Here is a 19,883-nt window from a genome sequence, read left to right on the forward strand (position 1 = left end):
CTCGTTACGAAGCGTTCGTCGCAACAGGCGCGGCTGTTTTCTCGCGCGCGTCCAAGACGGCCTGCCAGTCTTTTCCGACGACCACCAGGATATCGGTCTCGAACGCGTAGTTCACGGCATCGAGCACGGCGCGGCCCGTTCCGAGCGTCGCGACGATCGCCTCAGCCTTCGCCTCGTTTTCCGCCTTCTGATACACGACGAGCGTGCTTTCGTAGACGGCCTGGTTCGCGTTGCCCACGGAATCGACCGTGAAGCCCGCGCCCTCGAGCAAAGACGCCGCATCGGCCGCGGCCCCTTCGACGCTGCCGCCGTTATTCACCGTGATGGAAAACGACGCGGAATCGACCGACTCGATGATCGATTCCTTATCCTGCTGAGGAACCTCGCCCGCCACGAAACGCTCCATCATGGCCTTCCACTCGTCGGAGATGGGCTCTTGGTACACGTCGTCTCCCGCCCTGGAGAGATACGTCGGCATGACGCCCGTCATGACGGATTCGGCCACGATATCGCGCAGCGACGACATCATGGCGTAGGCGGCCTTGACGTCCATGTCGGTTTTCACGCAGTCGGAAAAACCGTCCATGCCCGTGTAAAACGACAGCTTGTCCATTCCCACGAACTTCTTGAACAGGGCCTGAGCAACCTGCGATTCGTTCAGGCCGCGCTGCAATTCGGGCGTTGCGGCGAAATCGTTGGCGCGGCACAGGAACAAAGCCTGCTCGCCCGAGAGCACCTGAAAACCTGCAGGAAGGCTCATCGTGCCCGCGTCGGAATCGCTCACCGGCTCGGACAGGTCCACCTCGACGCCGCCCACCGAATCGACCAGCGCGACGAAGCCTTCGGCGTCGGTTTTCGCGTAATGGGACACTTGGACGCCCGACAGGTTTTCGACGGCCGAAACGACTTCCGCGTCGCCTCCTATCGCCTGAGCCTCGCCCAAACGATGCGCCTTGCCGTCGGAAAGCTTCACGCGCGCATTGCCGGGAATAACCACCGCCGAGGCGGAGGCGTTCTCGGAATCGGTGCGCACGAGCAGCACCACGTCGGGGCCCGTTCCCCCGTCGCCGTCGTCATACGACGCGGCGAGCACGGTGTAGACGGGGCCTTCGGCGGGGGCGTCGGCCAGAACCGACGCGAGGGCGGGGTCTTGCAGCTGAAGCCTGTCGTTGACGCCGCCGATGAACACGAACCACGCCGCGACCGACGCCACGGCAAGCGCGACGGCGGCCAACGCCACGGCGACGGCGATCTTGCGACGACGGCTCGACGCCACGGCGCGTTCGATGAACGCCTGCTGGCTCATGCGATTCGTATAGTCACGCCTGCTTTCGCGCGTCGAGGTGTTCGGAAGCACCTGATGGATTTCGCCGCGCTCGACATTGCGCGTGCGGCGCGGGCTGGCCTGTTCCCTGCGAGACGGAATCGGACTCGGAATGCGCGCGACATGGGTGCCCAGCGTCGCGCGGCGCATCTGCCTCGATGTTTTCTTATATTGAGCACTGCTCGGTCGACGTGTAACCATATCCGCCGCCCCGAACTACCAATCGATGTCTTCGTCGGGCTCGCGATGCAGGCGCGCGCCGAGAGACGAGAGCTTGCCGACGTAATCTTCGTAGCCGCGGTCGATGTGGTGGACCTTATGCACGCGCGTGACGCCTTCCGCGAAAACGCCCGCCAGCACCAACGCCGCGCCGCAGCGCAGGTCGGTGGCCTTCACATCGGTGCCCTGCAGCGACGTGACGCCTTCGACGATGGCGTGGTGGTCTTCGATGGTCACGCTGGCGCCCATACGGCCGATTTCGTCGGCGAACATGAAGCGGTTCTCGAACACGTTCTCGGTGATGACCGAATTGCCCTGGGCGACGGCGGCGAGCAGCATGAACTGGGCCTGCAGATCGGTGGGGAATCCCGGATGGGGCAAGGTCTGGATATCGATCGCCTCCAGAGGACCCTTCCTGGACACGGTGATCCAGTCGTCGCCGAAATCGACGGTGCAGCCCATGGCGTGAAGCTTCATGAGCGCCATGCGCAAGAAACCGGGCTCGATGCCGCGCACCGTGACAGGACCGCCCGTCATGGCGCCGCCCACCAGAAACGTTCCGGCCTCGATGCGGTCGCCCACCGTGGTGTGCTCGCACGGGTGCAGCTCGGATGCGGAAACGCCTTCGACCACGATGGTCGGCGTGCCCGCGCCGCTCACGCGCGCGCCCATGGCGTTGAGCATATCGGCCAAGTCTTCGATTTCGGGTTCGCGCGCGGCGTTTTCGATGACGGTCTGGCCTTCGGCGGTAACCGCGCACATCATGGTGTTCTCGGTGGCGCCGACGCTCGGGAAATCGAGGGCCACATAGGCGCCGTGCAGACCGTTGGGCGTGCTTGCCTCGATGAATCCGTGGTCGGTTTCGAAATGGACGCCGAGCGCCTCCATGCCCACCATATGCATATCGATCTTGCGGGCGCCCAGGTTGCAGCCGCCGGGCATGGCCACGCGGGCGCGGCCGAAGCGGGCGACGAGCGGGCCGAGCACGGAAATGGACGCGCGCATCTTGGAGACCAGCTCATAGGGGGTTTCCCACGTGTCCACGTTCGCCGTGTCGATCACGAGCGTATGGTCTTCGCGCTGCACGCGGGCGCCGAGCGTTTCGAGCACCTTGGACATGACGGCGATATCGGAAATAAGCGGAACGTTGTGGATGACGCTTTCGCCCGCGCCGAGGATGGACGCGGCGATGAGCTTGAGCGCGGAATTCTTCGCGCCGGAAACGCGGACCTCTCCAACGAGCGGCGTGCCGCCTTCGACGACGATCATCTCTTTCGCCATGATTTCGATCCCCTTTTCTATAAAAAGCCGCACTGAAGGCGGCTCGAGTAGCGTATGCACTCCGTGCATTTTCCCAAAAAAGAAGAAAGGGTTGAACCCTTGCGCGGCAACCCTTTCATAAAACCACAGCGCCGAGCGATTCGGCGCGCCGCCGATATGCGCACCACGGAGCATCTTCTCCACATAAAAAAGAAAACGCCGGCGAAAAACGCCGGCGTTTCATATTGATGCGAAAGCCTGGAGACTTTTACTCGCCCAGAGCGAAGCGCTTGAAGTCGACGACCTTGATGGAGCCGCCCAGCTTCTTGGCAACCTCGTCGGTGTACTGGTTGATGGTCTGATCCGGGTTCTTCACGAAAGCCTGCTCGGTGAGGCACTGCTCCTTGAAGAACTTCTCCAGACGACCGGTAGCCATCTTCTCCTGGATAGCCTCGGGCTTGCCGGACTCGGCGGCCTGAGCCTTGTAGATGCCCATCTCGTGCTCGACGACGGCGGGGTCGACCTGGTCGCGGTTAGCGGCGATCGGGGCGACAGCGGCGACCTGCATGGCGACGTCGCGGCCGTAGTGAGCGAACTCGTCGGAAGCGATGTCGATGCCCTCGACGTCGAAGGAAACCAGAACGCCGATCTTGCCGCCCATGTGGATGTAGGAAGAAACGGCGCCGGCCTCGACGACGGCGAAGCGAGCGAGCTGGGTGTTCTCGCCCATCACGTGGATGCAGTCGGTGACGACGGCCTCGACGGTCTCGCCGTCGACCTCGGCAGCCTTCAGAGCGTCCATGTCGGCGGGCTTGGCGGCCACGGCGGCGCGGGCGATCTTCTCGGCGTAAGCCTTGAACTTCTCGTTCATGCCGACGAAGTCGGTCTCGCAGTTGAGCTCGACGAGGGCGCCGGTGGTGCCGTCCTCGGAGACGAGAGCCATGACGGTGCCCTCATTGGTGGCACGGCCGGCCTTCTTGGCGACGGCGGCAAGACCGCGGGTGCGCAGGACGTCGACAGCCTTGTCCATATCGCCCTCGGCCTCGACCAGGGCCTTCTTGCACTCCATCATGCCGGCGCCGGTCATCTCGCGGAGTTCTTTGACCATAGCAGCGGTAATGTTAGCCATGGGGAAATTCCTTCCATTCGAACGACGGCCCTTCGAACGCCTTTGCGGCGAAGGGCCGTCGTACTTATATAACGTGTTTATTCGGCGGCAGGAGCCTCGGCCTCGGCGGCCTCGGCCTGAGCAGCCATTTCCTCTTCGATGGCAGGAGCGCCGGTAGCGGCGATCACAGCATCGGCGACGAAGGTGCAGAGCAGGTCGACGGAGCGGATGGCGTCGTCGTTGGCAGGAATGCCGAACTCGACGTCGTCGGGATCGCAGTTGGTGTCGAGGGTGCCGACCACGGGGATGCCGAGACGCTTGGCCTCGTGGATGGCGAGCTGCTCGCGGTTGGTGTCAACGACGAAGATGGCGTCGGGGACGGTCTTCATGTTGCGGATACCGTTGAGGTTGGTCTGCAGCTTGGCGAGCTCCTTCTTCAGCAGGACCTGCTCCTTCTTGGGCAGGACGTCCATGCGGCCGTCGGCCTCCATGGCCTCGAGCTCTTCCATGCGAGCGACACGGGAACGGATGGTGACGAAGTTGGTCAGCATGCCGCCGAGCCAACGGGAGTTCACGTAGGGCATGCCGCAGCGGTCGGCCTGGGCAGCGATGGCCTCCTGGGCCTGCTTCTTGGTGCCGACGAACAGGACGGTGCCGCCCTTCTTAGCGACGTTCTCGACGAAGGTGTAGGACTGGTCGAGACCGATCAGGGTCTTCTTCAGGTCGATGATGTAGATGTCGCCGCGGTTGCCGAAGATGTAGGGCTTCATCTTGGGGTTCCAGCGACGGGTCTGATGACCGAAGTGCGCGCCCGCGTCGAGCAGGCTCTTGATGCTGACTTTCGCCATTGCAATCTCCATTCGTTAAACCTCTGCCTGCGGTCATCCCCTCTCCCGCAGCCTTTTCAAGTGGCCACTCGCGGTGAGAAAGTCGCGCAAGCATGTGAAATATAGAAACTTCGCTATTATACGACGCATTTTTCGGATTGCAAGAAAAATCACGAGCATTCGAGAGAACGTCCCAACCCGTCGCGACAAGGCTCTGTCGGAACAAAGCGACCGCAATCCCACATCCACGCGCCGCGCATGCTCGCCGCACGCCCGCCCATACGCGCCTCGACGATCGTGACGAACCTACAAACGCACGAAGGCGGCCCCCGCGAACGGAGGCCGCCTTTCAAACCGTGGGCGAAAACGCCCGCGCTACTTGTCGAACGCCATCTTGATCAGGCGACCGACCTGGACGATCGCGGTGGGAGCGAACGCCAGGCCGACGATCTGGGCGAACTGCACGGCCGTCAGCGGAGCGACCGAGAACGCGCTCTGCAGGAACGGGACGAACAGGACCAGCGCCAGCAGGACGAAGCCGCCCAGCCACGCCAGCGGAACCCATTTATTGGTAAACAGGCCCAGCTTGAAGATGGACTCGCCGCCGCGGCAGTTGAAGCCGTGGAACAGACGCGCCAGCGCGAGCGTGGCGAACGCCATGGTGGAAGCGAGCGCCGCGCCGCCGGCGTTGAGGCCGATGAAGAACGCGGTCATAGACGCGGTGGCAATCAGCGCGCCGTGCCAGACCACCTTGCGTGCAAGCGGAGCGTCGAGGATCGACGCCTTCGGGTCGCGCGGCTTCTGGTCGAGCAGGCCCTTGCGTGCGGGCTCGAGGCCGAGCGCGATCGCAGGCAAGCTGTCGGTCAGCAGGTTGATGAACAGCAGGTGCACCGGCGCGAAGGGCACGGGCAGCGCCATAAGCGACGCGAACAGCACGGCCATGATGCCCGCCATATTGCCCGAGAGCAGGAAGTGGATCGAGCTCTTGATGTTCGCGTAGATGCTGCGACCGTTCACCACGGCCTTCACGATGGTGGCGAAGTTGTCGTCGGCGAGCACCATGGAGGCGGCGTCCTTGCTGACCTCGGTGCCCGTGATGCCCATGGCCACGCCCACGTCGGCGCGCTTGAGCGCGGGGGCGTCGTTCACGCCGTCGCCCGTCATGGAGACGATGCAACCGCGGCGCTGCCACGCCGACACGATGCGGATCTTATGCTCGGGAGACACGCGCGCATATACCGACACCTTGGGCAAAATCTCGTCGAGCTGCTCGTCGGTCATGGCGTCGAGCTCGGTGCCCTCGAGCGCGATATCGCCGTCTTCGAAGATGCCGACGCTGCGGCCGATCGCGGCCGCCGTGACCTTATGGTCGCCCGTGATCATGACGGTGCGGATGCCGCCGCGCTTCGCGTCGGCCACGGCCTGGGCGCTTTCCATGCGCGGCGGGTCGACCATGGCGGTCAGGCCGACGAACGTGAAGTCGCGTTCGTCGTCGAAGGTCACGTCCGCGGAATCGACCGTGCGGTTCGCGAATGCCAGAACGCGCAGGCCCTGGCGCGAGAAATCGTCGTTGGCCCGGGCGATGCGCTTGCGCATCTCGTCGGTCAGCTCGACGTCGCCGTCGGCCGTCATCATGCGCACACAGCGAGCCAGCAGCACGTCGGGCGCGCCCTTGGTCAGCATGAGCAGCGAGCCGTCCACTTCGTGCACCGTGCTCATGAGCTTGCGGTCGGAATCGAACGCGAGCTCGCCCAGGCGCTCGTAGGCGGCGCGGGCGTCTTCTTCGCGCATGCCGTGCACGTCGCCCCAATCGACCAGCGCGATTTCTGTGGGGTCGCCCACCGCGGCGCCGGTTTCTTCATCGGTGGTGGCATCGCTCGCCAGAAGGCCCACGCGAATCAGGCGCGCGGCCACCGGATCGCTCGTCGAGGCGTCGGCGGCTTCGACTTCCTTGCCGTCGAACCAGGCCTTGACCACCGTCATCTTATTCTGCGTCAGCGTGCCCGTCTTATCCGAACAGATCACGCGCACCGAGCCCAGGCTCTCGACGGCCTTAAGGTCTTTGATGATGGCGTTTTCCTTGGCCATCTTCTGCGTTCCCATGGCAAGCACGATGGTGACGATCGAGCTGAGCGCCTCGGGGATGGCGGCGACGGCCAGCGCCACGGCGAACAGCAGCGAATCCATCACGGGCATGTGGCTACGGAAGACGGACAGCGCGAACACGAGCACGCATACGGCCAGAACCGCCGCGGCGAGCTTCTTCGAAAAGTCGTCGAGATTCTGCTGAAGCGGCGTCTTGCGCTGCTGCGTCTGGTTCATAAGGTGGGCGATATGGCCGATTTCGGTCTGCATGCCCGTGCCCGTGACCACCATGAGGCCGCGGCCGTACGTGACAAGCGATCCCGAAAACGCCATGTTCTTCTGATCGCCCAAAGCCACCGAATCGCCCGACAGGGCCTCGGTGTCTTTCTCGACCGCTTCGGATTCGCCCGTCAGCGAGCTTTCGTTCACTTTGAGCGAATAGCATTCCACCAGGCGGCCGTCGGCGACCACCATGTCGCCCGCTTCGAGGAACACCAGATCGCCCGGCACCACGTCGGGACCGGCGATTTCCTCGCGGGCGCCGTCGCGCAGGACCTTGGCCACGGGGGCCGACATGTTCTTGAGCGCATCGAGCGATTTTTCCGCCTTCATGTACTGCACAGTGCCGAGCACCGCGTTCAAGATCAGCACGGCGATGATGACGAGCGTGCTTTCGGCATCCCCCGTCAGCATGGAAATGCCCGCCGCGATGACTAGAATGGCGACCAGCAAATCTTTGAACTGTTCCAGAAATACGACGAAGACGCTTTTCTTCTTGCCTTCGGCGAGCTTATTGGGCCCGTGCGACTCCAAACGCACGCGAGCCTGCTCGCTCGTCAGGCCGTCCGTCGAGGTGTCGAGCTTGTCGAGCACCTGCTGCGAGGACATACGGTAATACGGTTCGGCCATCGCTTCCCCTTTCCTTCTCTCTCTTCCCTATCGTCAGTGTAACGAGGGCGGAACAAGAGCATGACGGCGAGAGCCAATCGTTTCCTTCGCGAAAGAATGCCGTCGGCAAGCCGTAGCGAAACCGCATGGGTGCTCAGGCGCACGGCGGCGGGAGGCTCAGGGCGAAAAGGGCCGAACGCTACTCCGAAGGCGTGCGCCACTGGCACGGATCGGGGGCGGCGCCCGCGCGGATGCCTTCGATGATCACGAACAGGCCGTTTTCGAACGAGCGCTCGGAATAGCCCGCGCGCACCGAACGCTTCCAGCGGTCGTTGGGCGCCACGATGCGCGTGGAGACGATGCGCCTGCCCGTGAGCATGCCGGGGACGCGCGATTCGGTGGCGAAGCGCGCGTTGTCGCCCGCGCCCGAAACGGGCGTCGGAGCCACGCCTCTTTGCTTGGGCTTCTCGCGCTCCTTGCGCTCTTCTTTCTCCTTCTCGCGCTCGACGCGCTGAAGCGAGCGCAGGCAAAAGCCGGCGAAAAACGCGTCGGCAATACTCAGCATCTGGACGGCTATCTCTTCAGGCATGCCCTGTTCCAAATAGATCGCGCGCAGACGCATCATGTACGGCTCGAGGCCTTCGGAAATGCACGGGTCGTTGAGAAGGCGTGCGAAATGCGGCCTGCGCACGCACGCATGGCGCAGCGAGCGCATCGTGCGCAGAAGGGTTTCCTCCCACGACTCGCCGCGCAGCGCTCGTGTGTCGGCGCTTTCGAGAAAACGCGCGGCCACCTCGTTGAGCAACGCTTCGCGGGACGGCACGTAGCCGTACACGGCCATGGCGGTCACTCCGAGCTTGGCGCCCAGCGCACGCATGGAACATGCCTCGATCCCTTCAGCGTCGACGAGCGCGAAAGCCGCGGCCACCACCTGCTGCTTCGTCAGCGTGCCCCGCTTGCGTTTCGCAGGTTGCTTTCCCTTGCCTTGCTCGGCGGCCATGGCGCCCTCCTTCGATATAGACCCATATAAAACGCACAATCATTCTATCAGGTCTGACATACTTCTATACGTTGTATAGTTATGGCGAATCCGTCACGCCTGATAAACGGCCTTCACCAGATATTCGACATTGCCCTGCGCGCCGGTGATCGGGCTTTCCACCACGCCTTCGATCGCGAACCCGGCGGCGGAAAACGCCCCTTTGACCTCTTCCACCACGCGCAGCCTGACGGCCTCGTCGCGCACGATGCCGCGGTCGGTTTCGTCATGGGCGCTTTCGAACTGCGGCTTGATCAGTGCGAGCACCGTGCTGTCGGGCGCGCACAGAGCCGCGAACACGGGAGCCAAGCCCGCCAGCCCGATGAACGACAGATCGGCCACCAAAACGTCGAACGGCGCACCCAATTCCTCGGGCGAAGCCGTCTTGATGTTGGTGCGCTCGAACACCGTAACGCGCGGATCCTCGCGCAGCTTCCACGCAAGCTGGCCGTAGTTCACGTCGACGCACGCCACGCTTTTCGCGCCCGCCTGCAAAAGGCAGTCGGTGAAGCCGCCCGTCGAGCTGCCGATATCGATGCAACGCGCGCCTTCCACGCTTTGTTCGAAGGCGTCCAGAGCACCTTGCAGCTTATGTCCGCCGCGGCTGACGAAGGCACGCCTGTTGCGCACGAACACGTCGGCGTTTTCGCGCACCATCACGGCCGCGCTCGTGGGATACACGTCGTCGACGCGCACCTCGTGGGCCAGCACGGCGCGCAACGCCTGACCGCGGTCGTCGAAATAGCCCAGCTGGACGAGCAGGTCGTCGAGGCGCAGCTTCTTCGGCTTGGACTTGCGCGCAGGGCGCGGCGTATTCGCTTCGATGGATTCAGTGTTCGACACGACGAACCTTTCTTCATAATGACGAAGATGAACGATGCGGCACGCACCATGCAGCCGCCCGATAGACGGCTGCATGACTCGACGGCCGAAGCGGCGCCGCACGGCATCTTCGAAAAAAGCGGCTTTTTCTTCCGAGCGATGTCAAGAAACGCATCGCTCGTTCGTATTGTAAGCGAGCAACGTTGCAAAGCACACCGAACAAACCGAAGGAGGGCGCCATGCGCACGAACAACCGATACCACGCGCACGTCGACCCCGATACCGAGGCGCGCCGGCTCGTGAACGCGTATTCGGGCCTCATCCTGCGCCTGAGCTTCACGTACCTGAAGTCGACCCACGACGCGCAGGACATCTGCCAAAGCGTCCTGGTGAAACTGATCGGACGCGCCGAGCCGTTCCAAAACGAAGAACACGAAAAGGCCTGGGTGGTGCGCGCCACGGCGAACGCCTGCAAAGACCTGCTGCGCGACTCCTACCGTCGCACCTCTGCCCCGCTCGAAGCCGCCGCCGAACACCCGGCGCCCGAAGCGCCCGTCGGCAGCGACGTGCTGGATGCGGTGATGACACTCGACGAAAAGTATCGCGAAGCGATCTATCTGCACTACTACGAGGGCTACTCGATCGCCGAGATCGCCGCCCTCACCGACCGCAGCGCCTCTGCGGTAGCCGCGCACTTGAGCCGCGGGCGCACGAAGCTGCGCTTCCTGCTGGGCGATGCGGCATCCGAGCTAGGCCCCGAACCGAACGACGGAGCCGATAACGACGACCCCGTTGCGAAAAAGCATGCGGCACGAGCGCCGTCGGTATTCCGAAAGGCAACGAACGCCGCACATGGCGCAACGCAGTCGCTTTAATGCGATTGCGGCATCCCGCATTCCGTCTCCGACCCGTCGGGCGACGGGACCCTTCCTACCGACCCTCAGTCTCTCTGGAGGCCACCATGCATACAACATATCGACAGGCCCTCGACTCCTTGGCCTTTTCCGAAGAAACCGCCGACCTGATGGCGAACGACCTGGCCCGAGCCATCGCCGAACACCGGACGCGCGAGGCGGACGCCGCGGCTGCAACTGCCGCGCAGCAGCGCGCCGCGAGCAAACGCGCGCCGCGCCTCAAGAAACGCTGGCAGCTCGTAGCGGCCGCAAGCCTCGCAGGCGCCCTGGTCGTAGGAAGCGCCGGCGCGATCGCCGCGACCGGCGCACTGACCACCGTGAACGGGCTGCTCGACGACATGTTCAACGGCGCGCCTGCATCCACCGAGGTCATCGACGCGATCGGCCGTCCCATCGGCGCATCCGCCAGCTGCAACGGCGTCACCGTGACCGCCGACGCCGTGGTAGGCGACCGCTACAACTACGTCGTGGTGTTCAGCATCGCGCGCGACGACGGCGAGCCCTTCGACGTGGCCCCGAACGATGCCGGCACGCTGCCCCTGATGTTCGAAGGCCCCTCGGGCACGCATATCGACTGGATGGACGGCGGAGGCGGCAGCATCCATTTCTACGACGCCGACCCGAGCGACAACGCCATCCAGATGGTGGAAAGCATGTCCGCCGACACCTTTAACGGCAAAGGCATCATCGGCAACACCGCCCGCGTGCATCTCGAAAACCTCTCCGTGCTCGACGGAGCGAACGGCCTGCATACCCTCGTCGAAGGCACCTGGGACCTCAAGTTCACGATGAACTACGACGACACGACCGTCGACCTTCCCGCAGGATTCGCCGTGGACTACAACGGCTTGAGCGCCGATGTCGAATCGATCGCAATCTCCCCCATCGGCATCACGGTGGATTACACGGCGCATGACGTCATGAACTGGCAAGACCAGGGCGACGGCAAGATGTCCGACCGCAACGAGGCCGAGATGGACCGCATCCTGAACCTGCCCATCCTGATCTCTTTGGCCGACGGCACCGTGATCGACGCGACCGAAAGCGGCTCGTCGAGCCGCACCAACGGCGACGGCACCACGAGCGTCCACAAGACCCTTGTGTTCGACGTGTTCGCCGCACCCGAAAACGTGACGAGCGTCAGCATCGCCGGCACGGAAGTCTGGGAGCGTTAGCGCCACGCCGCACGCCGAGCGACACCGGAGCGCGGCATACGAGCGCATACGAAAAGAGGGCGACGGAGTTTATTCCGTCGCCCTCTTGCGTTGCCGGACGGTTGCTGCGCCCTTAGGCCTGCTTCATGGAAGCGAGCTTTTCGCGGATGCGGTTCGCCATGCTTTCGGCGTCGAGGCCTACTTCTTTGTGCAGCAAGGACACTTTGCCCTGGCTGACGAAGCGATCGGGAATGCCGAACGTCAGGATAGGAGGCACTTTCGCGGGCGGGTTGGCGGCCAAATCCTCCAAGATCCCCTCGCCGATACCGCCTTCGACCACGCCTTCTTCGGCCGTGGCCACCAGCGAGCATTCCTCGGCGGCGGCACGCACGGCGGCTTCGTCGAAGGGTTTGATCCAGCGCATGTCGACCACGCGCACGCCGATGCCTTCGGCGGCCAGGATATCGGATGCGCCTTCAGCCTCCTGCACCATGCGACCGAACGCAAGGATGGCCACATCGTCGCCTTCGCGCGTAGTGCGCGACTTGCCCACCTCGAGAACCTGCGGGGTCTCGGGCAGCTCGAAGCCGCGCGCCTCGCCGCGCGGATAGCGCAGCGTGACCGGGCCGTGCAAAGAAAGCGCCGTATGCAGCATATGCACCAACTCGGCCTCATCGGATGGCGCCATGACCTTCATATGCGGGATCATGCGCGTATAGGCGATATCGAACACGCCGTGATGCGTGGGGCCGTCGTCGCCCACCAGGCCTGCGCGGTCGAGACAGAACACCACGTCAAGATCAGGCAGCGCGTTGTTGATGATCATCTGGTCGACCGCGCGCTGCATGAACGTGGAATAGATCGCCACGACGGGCTTCTTGCCGCCTATCGCAAGGCCGCTGGCCAGCGCCACCGCATGCTCTTCGGCGATGCCCGTGTCGATGAAGCGCTTCGGGTACTTGTCGGCGAACTCGTTGAGACCCGTGCCGTCTTTCATGGCCGCGGTGATGGCCACGATGTCTTCGTTGGCGGCGGCTTCGCGCACCAGCGCCTTGCCGAAAACGCTCGTGTACTTGGGCGCGGTCGACGACGACTTCTTCACCTCGCCGGTGGCCAAGTCGAACGGACCCACGCCGTGAAACACATCGGGGCGGCGCTCAGCAGGCTCGTATCCCATGCCCTTCTTCGTGACCACGTGCATGAGCACGGGAACCTCGGCGTCGAGCACCACACGCAGCGTATGCTTGAGTGCCGTGATGTCGTGGCCCGGAACGGGCGCGGTGCACAGAAAGCCAAGCTTTTCGAAGATCATCTCGCCGGGAATGATCATCTGTTTGATCGAATCTTTGACGTTGCGGCCGAAATCGACCAGGCCGTGGCCCCATTCGCCCTGCGCCTCGAGCGCGCTCTGGATGCCGTCGCGCGCCTGGGTGTATTCGCGCGACGCACGCTTATGGCCGAGATATTTGGCCAGCGCGCCCACGTTGCGCGAGATGGACATCTCGTTGTCGTTGAGGATGACCACCATGGGCGTCTGCAGCTGGCCCGCGTGGTTGAGCGCCTCGAAGGCCATGCCGCCCGAAAGCGCCGCGTCGCCGATGATCGTGACGATCTTCTCGTCGCTGCCGCGCAAATCGCGCGCCATGGCAAGGCCGAGCGCCACCGAAACCGAATCGGACGCATGGCCCGAAGGGTGCACGTCGTAGGGGCTTTCGGCGGCCTTCGGAAAGCCCGACATGCCCTTGTACTGACGCAGCGTGTCGAACATGTTCAGGCGGCCGGTGAGCAGCTTGTGCGCATACGACTGATGGCCTACGTCGAACAGCAGCTTGTCGTGGGGACAGTCGAGCAGGCTATGGCACGCCAGAGTAAGCTCGACTACACCGAGGCTCGGGGCCACGTGGCCGCCGTTTTTCGACGTGGTTTCAAGAATCTGCTCGCGTATTTCGGAGGCGAGAATGGCAAGCTCCTCGTCAGTGAGGAGCTTGAGATCTGCAGGGGACGATATCATGTCAAGAATTCGGTGTTCCATGCATCCTGCCTTAGCTTGCGGGTGTTTGCCACGTGACCGGAAGAGGCGTCATCGCGCCTCTTCTCCTGACTCGGCATGATCGCCCTCTTCGATGGTTTCCAGAAGCTCCGTCGCCTTCATACCGAGCTTCACCGCCTCGTCGTACAGGTCGAGGGCGGCATCGAGGGGCATGGCGTCGTCGCGCACCTGCGCCGCTATCTCGTCGAGGCGGTCGCGGATGGCAGCGAAACCGGAGCGCGTCTGCTCGTCGGCGCTCATGCTATTCGGCGGCCTCGTCCGTCTTCGCGGGCTCGGCCTGGGCGGGCGCCTCAGCGTCGGCCGGGGCCTCGGCGGCCTGGACCTGCTCGTCGGCGGCCTGGGCGGCCGGCTCCTCCTCGACGGCCTGCGTCGGGTCGATGCCGGATTCGCTATCGCGCGCGATACGACCCAAAATGCCGTTCACGAAACGATGGGAATCGTCTTCGCCGCCGAATTCCTTGGCCAGCTCGACGGCCTCGTTGATGGCTACCGACACGGGAACGTCGTCCACGTATTTCAGCTCGAACGCGGCAAGGCGCAAAATGGAGCGGTCGACCACGGGCATGCGGTCGATGGCCCAGTTCTGCGAGCTGACGCTGATGATGCGGTCGAGTTGGGTCTTGTGCGAGGAAACCCCCATGATGAGCATGCGCGCGTAATCGCCCATGCCTGCCTCATCGGGGACCAGGCCTTCTTCGACTACCTGGTCGGCCGGCTTGTTCAGAATCTCGCTCTGATACAGAACCTGCAGCGCGCAGCGGCGCGCCAAAGAGCGCTCGTGACGTTTCATCTATTCCCTATCCTTATATACGTACTATGCGTTATGCCGAGAAGCGGATGCCGTCGACGTAGACGTCGATCGAAGACACCTTGAATCCGACCTGGGTGATCACGGCATCGGCGACGGCCTGGCGCACCTCGGCGGCGACGGAAGGAATGGGCCTTCCGAAATACACGTCGACGTGCACGGCGATATCGACGCCCTCGGTCTCGTTCATGCTGACTTCGATGCCCTGAGCGGCCGCGTTGGACACGAAGCGCGAACGAATGCCGGAAAACGTCGAAGAACCCACGCTCGCGACGCCTTCGACCTCTTTAGCGGCGATTGCCACGATGGTTTCCATGACGCCCGGGGCAAGGCCCAAGCCGTCGACATACAACTCTTCGCTCATGACGGTCCTTTCGGCTCGTTGTTGACTAAGCATCCCGTTATTGTACTCCATTCGGCGGCGAGCCACGCAATGCGCCCGAGTTTCGATCGAAATACCGAACTCGTTCATACCGCGCGCGCGGCGGCGTACAATCCATGTCACAGCAAACCAACGGACCGAGGAGATGCCATGACTACCGAAAACCCCGCCCGTCCCGCGTTCGACCGCGAAGCCCTGGCCGCGCATGCGCTGGAGCTGCACGCCCGCAACTTCAACTGCGCGCAGTGCGTCGCCTGCACGCTGGCCCCGTTCGTGAACGCCGACGAACGCGACGTCTTCCGCGCGGCGGAAGGCCTCGGCGGCGGCATGGGCGGCTTCACCGAGACCTGCGGCGCCATCGCGGGCGCGGCCATGGTGGCGGGATACGCCCGCAGCAACGGCTACGACGACCCCACCAGCAAGCAGGACACCTACGCGCTGGCCAAGCAGGTCGTCGACCGTTTCCGCGACAACGTAGGCTCCACCCTGTGCGCCGACATCAAAGCCGTCCATGCCGACGCGCCGCTGCGCCCATGCGACGAGTGCATCGTCTTGGGCCTGAACCTGGCCATCGACATGCTCGAAGGCCTCGAGGGCCGCTAAGCCCGCGCGCACGGCGCACGCCTTCGGCCGCACGCGAAAAGGACCCGAGGAAATCCTCGGGTCCTTTCTTGGAGCATGACGTTTCCGAAGCGTCCGCTGCGAAGCGGGTCCTAATCGGACTTACTTCACCGGCGGGGTGCCTTCGAAGTTGCCGAAGATGGCGTCGATCATGACCAGGGCCTCGCCCTGCAGATTCTTCACGCCCACGACGCGACGGGCAGGGGTTCCCTCGGGGAAGAACTCCTTGTACGCCTCGTTCACGGCGTCCATGTCGGCGAGGTCCTTCACGTAGATGTTCACCTTGACGGCGTCTTCCATGACGTGGTCGACGCACTCGATGATGGCCTTGATGTTCTTCAGGGCCTGGACAGCCTGGGCCTTCACGCCGCCCTCGACGAGCTTGCCGGTGGCGGGGTCGATACCGTACTGGGCGGAGATGTTGTTGTAGTGAGAGAACGCCACGGTCTGCGTGGAAAGGGCGCACTTCGGAGCGGCGTCGGTGTTGTTAGCCTCGAGGATCAGACCGTGACGGTCTTCGACGGCCTGCGGCGGAGTGCCGTCGCCGTGGGAAACCACGGCCTCGATCTGCACGAGCGCGTGCAGGGGCAGGTCGGCGACCTCCACCACGGTGCGGGCCGGCATGTAGGCGACGGCGCGCGCGATGGCGGAATCGGGGAAGAACGTGGTGTAGACCTCGTTCACGGCGTCCAGATCGGCAAGGTCGCGCAGGAACACGGTGATCTTGACGATGTCGTCGAACGGAACGTCGACGCTGTTCAGGATGGCCTTGATGTTCTTGAGGCACTGAGCGGTCTGGGCCTTGATGCCGCCCTCGACGATCTGGCCGGTGCCGGGGTTGATCGGCAGCTGGGCGGAGATGTTGTTGTAGTGCGAGAACGCCACGGTCTGGGAAGACATGACGTTCATCGGAGCCGCGTGGGTATTGTTGACATACTTCAGCAGGTCGCCCGCCTGAGGCTCGTTAGGAATGGTGCCTTCGCCGTTGGTGATCAGGGCCTCGATCTGAACGAGGGCGCCGAACGGCAGGTCGTCGACGGCAACCACGGTGCGCGTAGGAGCGTAGGTCGGGAAGAACATCTTCTGGACCTCGTCGACATCGTCCATATCGCGGATATCCTTGACGAACACGGTGATGCGGACCACGTCGTTGAGGACATGGTCGATGCTTTCGACGACGGACTCGAGGTTCGCGAAAGCCTGAGCGGCCTGCTCGAGCACGCCGCCTTCGACGAGCTCGCCGGTGGCCGGGTCGATGCCCAGCTGCGCGGAGATGTTGTTGTAGTGCGAGAACGCCACGGTCTGAGAAGACATCGGGCACTTCGGCGCGTCTTCGGTATTGCGCGCCAATACGACGTTGTCACCCATGGTTCTACCTTCCTTTTGACACCCATTGGTCATTACACTCGCAGGACTTCTTGCCCCTGTCCTGCCATGCAGCCATTACTGCACGCAGCGAATTACACGGTACGGGGCGCGTCTTGTCAACACATTTTGCAAAACCGTTTTCCAAGCAGCCGCATGCCGTCGCAGCGACGCCGCCTGGAGGGCACAAGACGGCGGAAATCAACGGAAAACAAGGCTTGAAATGACCGATCCGGACAGGTTTCGAACCCTTCGTCGAAGCATCGCTGGCGTGCGGAGAAAACGGCCGCGAAGACGGCGGAGCCGAAAGCGTGATACCATAGCCCGACGATTCGAAACCCTACGAGAAGGACTTCCCATGATCAAAGAGCTCGTGAAAGACGAAGCGATCCTGTCGACGCCGTGCGAGAAGGCAACCCCGGCCGACGAGCAAATCGCCCAGGACCTGGTGGACACCCTGCTCGCCACCGAAGGCGCGGCATGCCTGGCCGCCAACCAGATCGGCGAGGCCAAGGCCGTCATCGCCTACCTGGACGAACAGGACCGGCCGCACGTCATGTACAACCCCAAGCTCCTGCTGGGTCTGGGCGCATTCAGGGCCGAAGAGGGCTGTCTGACCCGCGACGAAGTAACCGTCACCACGCGCTACGACCGCGCCAAGGTTTCCTACCACGAACTGGTCGACGGCGAGATGAAGCTGCGCAAGGAAGACTTCCAGGGCTGGACCGCGCAGATGCTTCAGCACATGATCGACCATTGCAAGGGCAAGCTGGTCTAGCGGACCCACGCACAACCTACGGCGACGCACGGCGCGCGGCTTCGGCTGCGCGCCTTTTCTTTTGCCGCGGCCCACCCGTCACGCGCGTCGACCGTTCGCCTTCTTCGTTGAAATTGAACCGAATCGTCGGGAAGTTCAATTTCAGCTGTGTTAGACTGCACGGAAATTGAACTTATGGCGAACGAAATTGAACTTATCGATGTTCGACCCGATGAACGAAGAAGGAGGACGCGTGACTTCCGAGACCTTTTCCGACCGGCTGAAAAGCGCCATGGCTGATGCGGGCATGAAGCAGGCCGATCTGATCGGCGCCGCGGCCGCCCGCGGCTCGAAGCTCGGCAAAAGCCAGGTGAGCCAATACGTCAGCGGCAAAACCATCCCGCGCAAAGACGTGGCCGCCCTGATCGGGTCCGTGCTGGACGTAGACGCCGCCTGGCTTCTGCACGGCGACGAAGGCGAGAAAGCCGACCGGGCTCCGCGCAGGGCCGCCGCACGCAACGCCACGCAGGCCGCCCGCGCAGAACGCGACCAGGCCGCCGACGCGCCGCGAGACGAGGCGCGCGACGAATCCGAGACGCGAGCCGACGCGCGGCCTGCGGCCGCCATCGACCAGACCCCGCCCTCCCCTTCTTCTTCAAGGAGCACCCCGATGCGTGAATTCAAGAAATCATCCAAGCTCGACAACGTTCTCTACGACGTGCGTGGCCCCGTGGTCGACGAAGCCGCCCGCCTCGAGCGCGAAGGCCAGCACATCCTCAAACTCAACATCGGCAACCCGGCGCCGTTCGGCTTCCGCACGCCCGACGAGGTGATCGCCGACATGCGCATGCAGCTGCCCGAGTGCGAGGGCTATTCCGATTCGCGCGGCCTGTTCTCGGCGCGCAAGGCGATCATGCAGTATGCCCAGATCAAACACATTCCCAACGTGGACATGGACTCGATCTATACCGGCAACGGCGTGTCCGAGCTCATCCAGATGTGCATGCAGGCCCTTCTGGACACCGGCGACGAGATCTTGATTCCTTCGCCCGATTATCCGCTGTGGACTGCGTGCGCCACGCTGGCAGGCGGCACCCCCGTGCACTATCTGTGCGACGAACAGGCCGATTGGTACCCCGACATCGCCGATATGGAAAGCAAGATCACCCCGCGCACCAAGGCGCTCGTCATCATCAACCCGAACAACCCCACCGGCGCCGTGTATCCGCGCGAGGTGCTCGAGGAAATCGTCGAAGTGGCGCGCAAGCACCAGCTCATGATCTTCTCCGACGAAATCTACGACCGTCTGGTCATGGACGATGCCGAACATATTTCAATCGCCTCGCTTGCCCCCGACCTGTTCTGCGTCACCTTCTCGGGCCTGTCGAAATCGCATATGATCGCGGGCTATCGCGTGGGCTGGATGATCATGTCGGGCGAGAAGCGCTGCGCACGCGACTTCATGCTGGGCATCAACATGCTTTCGAACATGCGCTTGTGCTCCAACGTGCCTGCGCAGTCGATCGTGCAGACGGCCCTCGGCGGGCATCAGAGCGTCAAGGGATACGTGGCGCCGGGCGGACGCGTCTATGAGCAGCGCGAGTTCGTGTACAACGCGTTGAAAGAGATCGACGGCATCTCGGTGGTCAAACCGAAGGCGGCGTTTTACATCTTCCCCAAGATCGACGTGAAGAAATTCAACATCACCGACGACGAGCAGTTCGCGCTCGACCTGCTGCATGAGAAGAAAATCCTCATCACGCGCGGCCAGGGCTTCAACTGGCACAAGCCCGACCACTTCCGCATCGTGTACCTGCCACGCATCGAAGTGCTGGCAGAAGCCATGGAGAGCCTGCAGGACTTCTTCGCGCACTATCGCCAGCGTTAACGCGAAGCCCCGTATAATCAGCCCGCAAATAGCGTGCAGGCGGCCGAAGCCCGCGCCCCGGAACCGAACCTGGGCGCGGGCTTTTTCGTTCGCACGGCCTCCGAGGCCCCGATGGCGCAAAAGTCAGACTCGGATGCAATGGCCGAAAAAATTGTTCGGAAAGAAAAAACGAGACGGGTTGCAGGCAGAGCCTCGCAGCATATGCCCGATAACGAAAAAGAGCCGCCGAAGCGACTCTTTCGAATTCAGATGGCGGGATGTACGAGACTCGAACTCGCGACCTCCGACGTGACAGGCCGGCGCTCTAACCAACTGAGCTAACACCCCGTGTTGTTTGTTGCCGTTGCAACGAGTTGTTAGTATACAGAAGCC

17 protein-coding genes and 1 tRNA gene are annotated in these 19,883 nt (G+C 63.3%); 5 read left to right on the top strand and 13 right to left on the bottom strand.

The annotated features are described in order from the left end of the window. Positions 1-4: 4 nt before the first annotated feature. The 7 genes from DMP07_RS05030 to DMP07_RS05060 all read right to left on the bottom strand — a co-directional run bounded on the left by DMP07_RS05030 (position 5) and on the right by DMP07_RS05060 (position 9,593). Positions 5-1,474, bottom strand: coding sequence for an LCP family protein (locus DMP07_RS05030; RefSeq protein WP_161957033.1), 1,470 nt, complete (start codon positions 1,472-1,474; stop codon positions 5-7). A gap of 66 nt (positions 1,475-1,540) precedes the next feature. Then, a complete protein-coding gene (gene murA, locus DMP07_RS05035) occupies positions 1,541-2,824 on the bottom strand; it encodes a UDP-N-acetylglucosamine 1-carboxyvinyltransferase (RefSeq protein ID WP_123198072.1) in 1,284 nt (427 codons plus the stop codon). A 247-nt stretch (positions 2,825-3,071) separates the two neighbouring features. Further along, complete coding sequence (gene tsf, locus DMP07_RS05040; RefSeq protein ID WP_123198073.1) at positions 3,072-3,932, bottom strand: translation elongation factor Ts; 861 nt, start codon at positions 3,930-3,932, stop codon at positions 3,072-3,074. Positions 3,933-4,009: 77 nt separating this feature from the next. Beyond that, a complete protein-coding gene (rpsB, locus tag DMP07_RS05045) occupies positions 4,010-4,759 on the bottom strand; it encodes a 30S ribosomal protein S2 (protein ID WP_162843078.1) in 750 nt (249 codons plus the stop codon). A 354-nt stretch (positions 4,760-5,113) separates the two neighbouring features. Then, positions 5,114-7,732 (bottom strand): cation-translocating P-type ATPase, encoded by a 2,619-nt coding sequence (locus tag DMP07_RS05050; RefSeq protein ID WP_123198075.1) that lies wholly within the window; start codon positions 7,730-7,732, stop codon positions 5,114-5,116. A gap of 178 nt (positions 7,733-7,910) precedes the next feature. Next, positions 7,911-8,711, bottom strand: coding sequence for a TetR/AcrR family transcriptional regulator (locus DMP07_RS05055; RefSeq protein ID WP_123198076.1), 801 nt, complete (start codon positions 8,709-8,711; stop codon positions 7,911-7,913). 93 nt (positions 8,712-8,804) lie between these two features. Then, positions 8,805-9,593, bottom strand: coding sequence for a TlyA family RNA methyltransferase (locus tag DMP07_RS05060; protein WP_244594873.1), 789 nt, complete (start codon positions 9,591-9,593; stop codon positions 8,805-8,807). Positions 9,594-9,811: 218 nt separating this feature from the next. On the opposite strand from DMP07_RS05060, the gene DMP07_RS05065 reads away from it, so the two are divergent. Continuing rightward, positions 9,812-10,447, top strand: a complete 636-nt coding sequence (locus DMP07_RS05065; RefSeq protein ID WP_123198078.1) for an RNA polymerase sigma factor — start codon at positions 9,812-9,814, stop codon at positions 10,445-10,447. Between the two features lie 119 nt (positions 10,448-10,566). Further along, positions 10,567-11,661, top strand: a complete 1,095-nt coding sequence (locus tag DMP07_RS05070) for a DUF4179 domain-containing protein (RefSeq protein WP_161957034.1) — start codon at positions 10,567-10,569, stop codon at positions 11,659-11,661. 112 nt (positions 11,662-11,773) lie between these two features. On the opposite strand, the gene dxs is transcribed toward DMP07_RS05070, so the two are convergent. The 4 genes from dxs to DMP07_RS05090 are packed head-to-tail and all read right to left on the bottom strand — an operon-like array spanning position 11,774 to position 14,862. Continuing rightward, positions 11,774-13,672, bottom strand: coding sequence for a 1-deoxy-D-xylulose-5-phosphate synthase (gene dxs / locus DMP07_RS05075; RefSeq protein WP_123198080.1), 1,899 nt, complete (start codon positions 13,670-13,672; stop codon positions 11,774-11,776). A gap of 48 nt (positions 13,673-13,720) precedes the next feature. After that, positions 13,721-13,930 carry an exodeoxyribonuclease VII small subunit gene (locus DMP07_RS05080; RefSeq protein ID WP_123198081.1) on the bottom strand — a complete coding sequence of 70 codons (210 nt, stop codon included), beginning with the start codon at positions 13,928-13,930 and terminating at the stop codon, positions 13,721-13,723. Position 13,931: 1 nt separating this feature from the next. Continuing rightward, positions 13,932-14,480 carry a transcription antitermination factor NusB gene (gene nusB, locus DMP07_RS05085; protein WP_123198082.1) on the bottom strand — a complete coding sequence of 183 codons (549 nt, stop codon included), beginning with the start codon at positions 14,478-14,480 and terminating at the stop codon, positions 13,932-13,934. A gap of 31 nt (positions 14,481-14,511) precedes the next feature. After that, positions 14,512-14,862: an Asp23/Gls24 family envelope stress response protein gene (locus tag DMP07_RS05090; protein WP_123198083.1), complete on the bottom strand. Its 351-nt coding sequence runs from the start codon at positions 14,860-14,862 to the stop codon at positions 14,512-14,514. Between the two features lie 168 nt (positions 14,863-15,030). On the opposite strand from DMP07_RS05090, the gene DMP07_RS05095 reads away from it, so the two are divergent. After that, positions 15,031-15,483 carry a C-GCAxxG-C-C family protein gene (locus DMP07_RS05095; RefSeq protein WP_123198084.1) on the top strand — a complete coding sequence of 151 codons (453 nt, stop codon included), beginning with the start codon at positions 15,031-15,033 and terminating at the stop codon, positions 15,481-15,483. Positions 15,484-15,603: 120 nt separating this feature from the next. Here the strand turns inward: DMP07_RS05095 and DMP07_RS05100 are convergent, their stop codons facing one another. Next, complete coding sequence (locus tag DMP07_RS05100) at positions 15,604-16,869, bottom strand: RidA family protein (protein WP_123198085.1); 1,266 nt, start codon at positions 16,867-16,869, stop codon at positions 15,604-15,606. A 355-nt stretch (positions 16,870-17,224) separates the two neighbouring features. Between DMP07_RS05100 and DMP07_RS05105 the strand changes: the two genes are divergently transcribed. Continuing rightward, complete coding sequence (locus DMP07_RS05105; protein WP_123198086.1) at positions 17,225-17,644, top strand: peptide deformylase; 420 nt, start codon at positions 17,225-17,227, stop codon at positions 17,642-17,644. Between the two features lie 271 nt (positions 17,645-17,915). Then, positions 17,916-19,511: an aminotransferase class I/II-fold pyridoxal phosphate-dependent enzyme gene (locus DMP07_RS05110; RefSeq protein WP_123198259.1), complete on the top strand. Its 1,596-nt coding sequence runs from the start codon at positions 17,916-17,918 to the stop codon at positions 19,509-19,511. A gap of 250 nt (positions 19,512-19,761) precedes the next feature. Here DMP07_RS05110 and DMP07_RS05115 read toward each other — a convergent pair. Then, a tRNA-Asp gene (locus DMP07_RS05115) sits at positions 19,762-19,838 on the bottom strand. Between the last annotated feature and the right edge of the window lie 45 nt (positions 19,839-19,883).

It is taken from the genome of Slackia faecicanis, assembly GCF_003725295.1.
Lineage (GTDB): Bacteria > Actinomycetota > Coriobacteriia > Coriobacteriales > Eggerthellaceae > Slackia > Slackia faecicanis.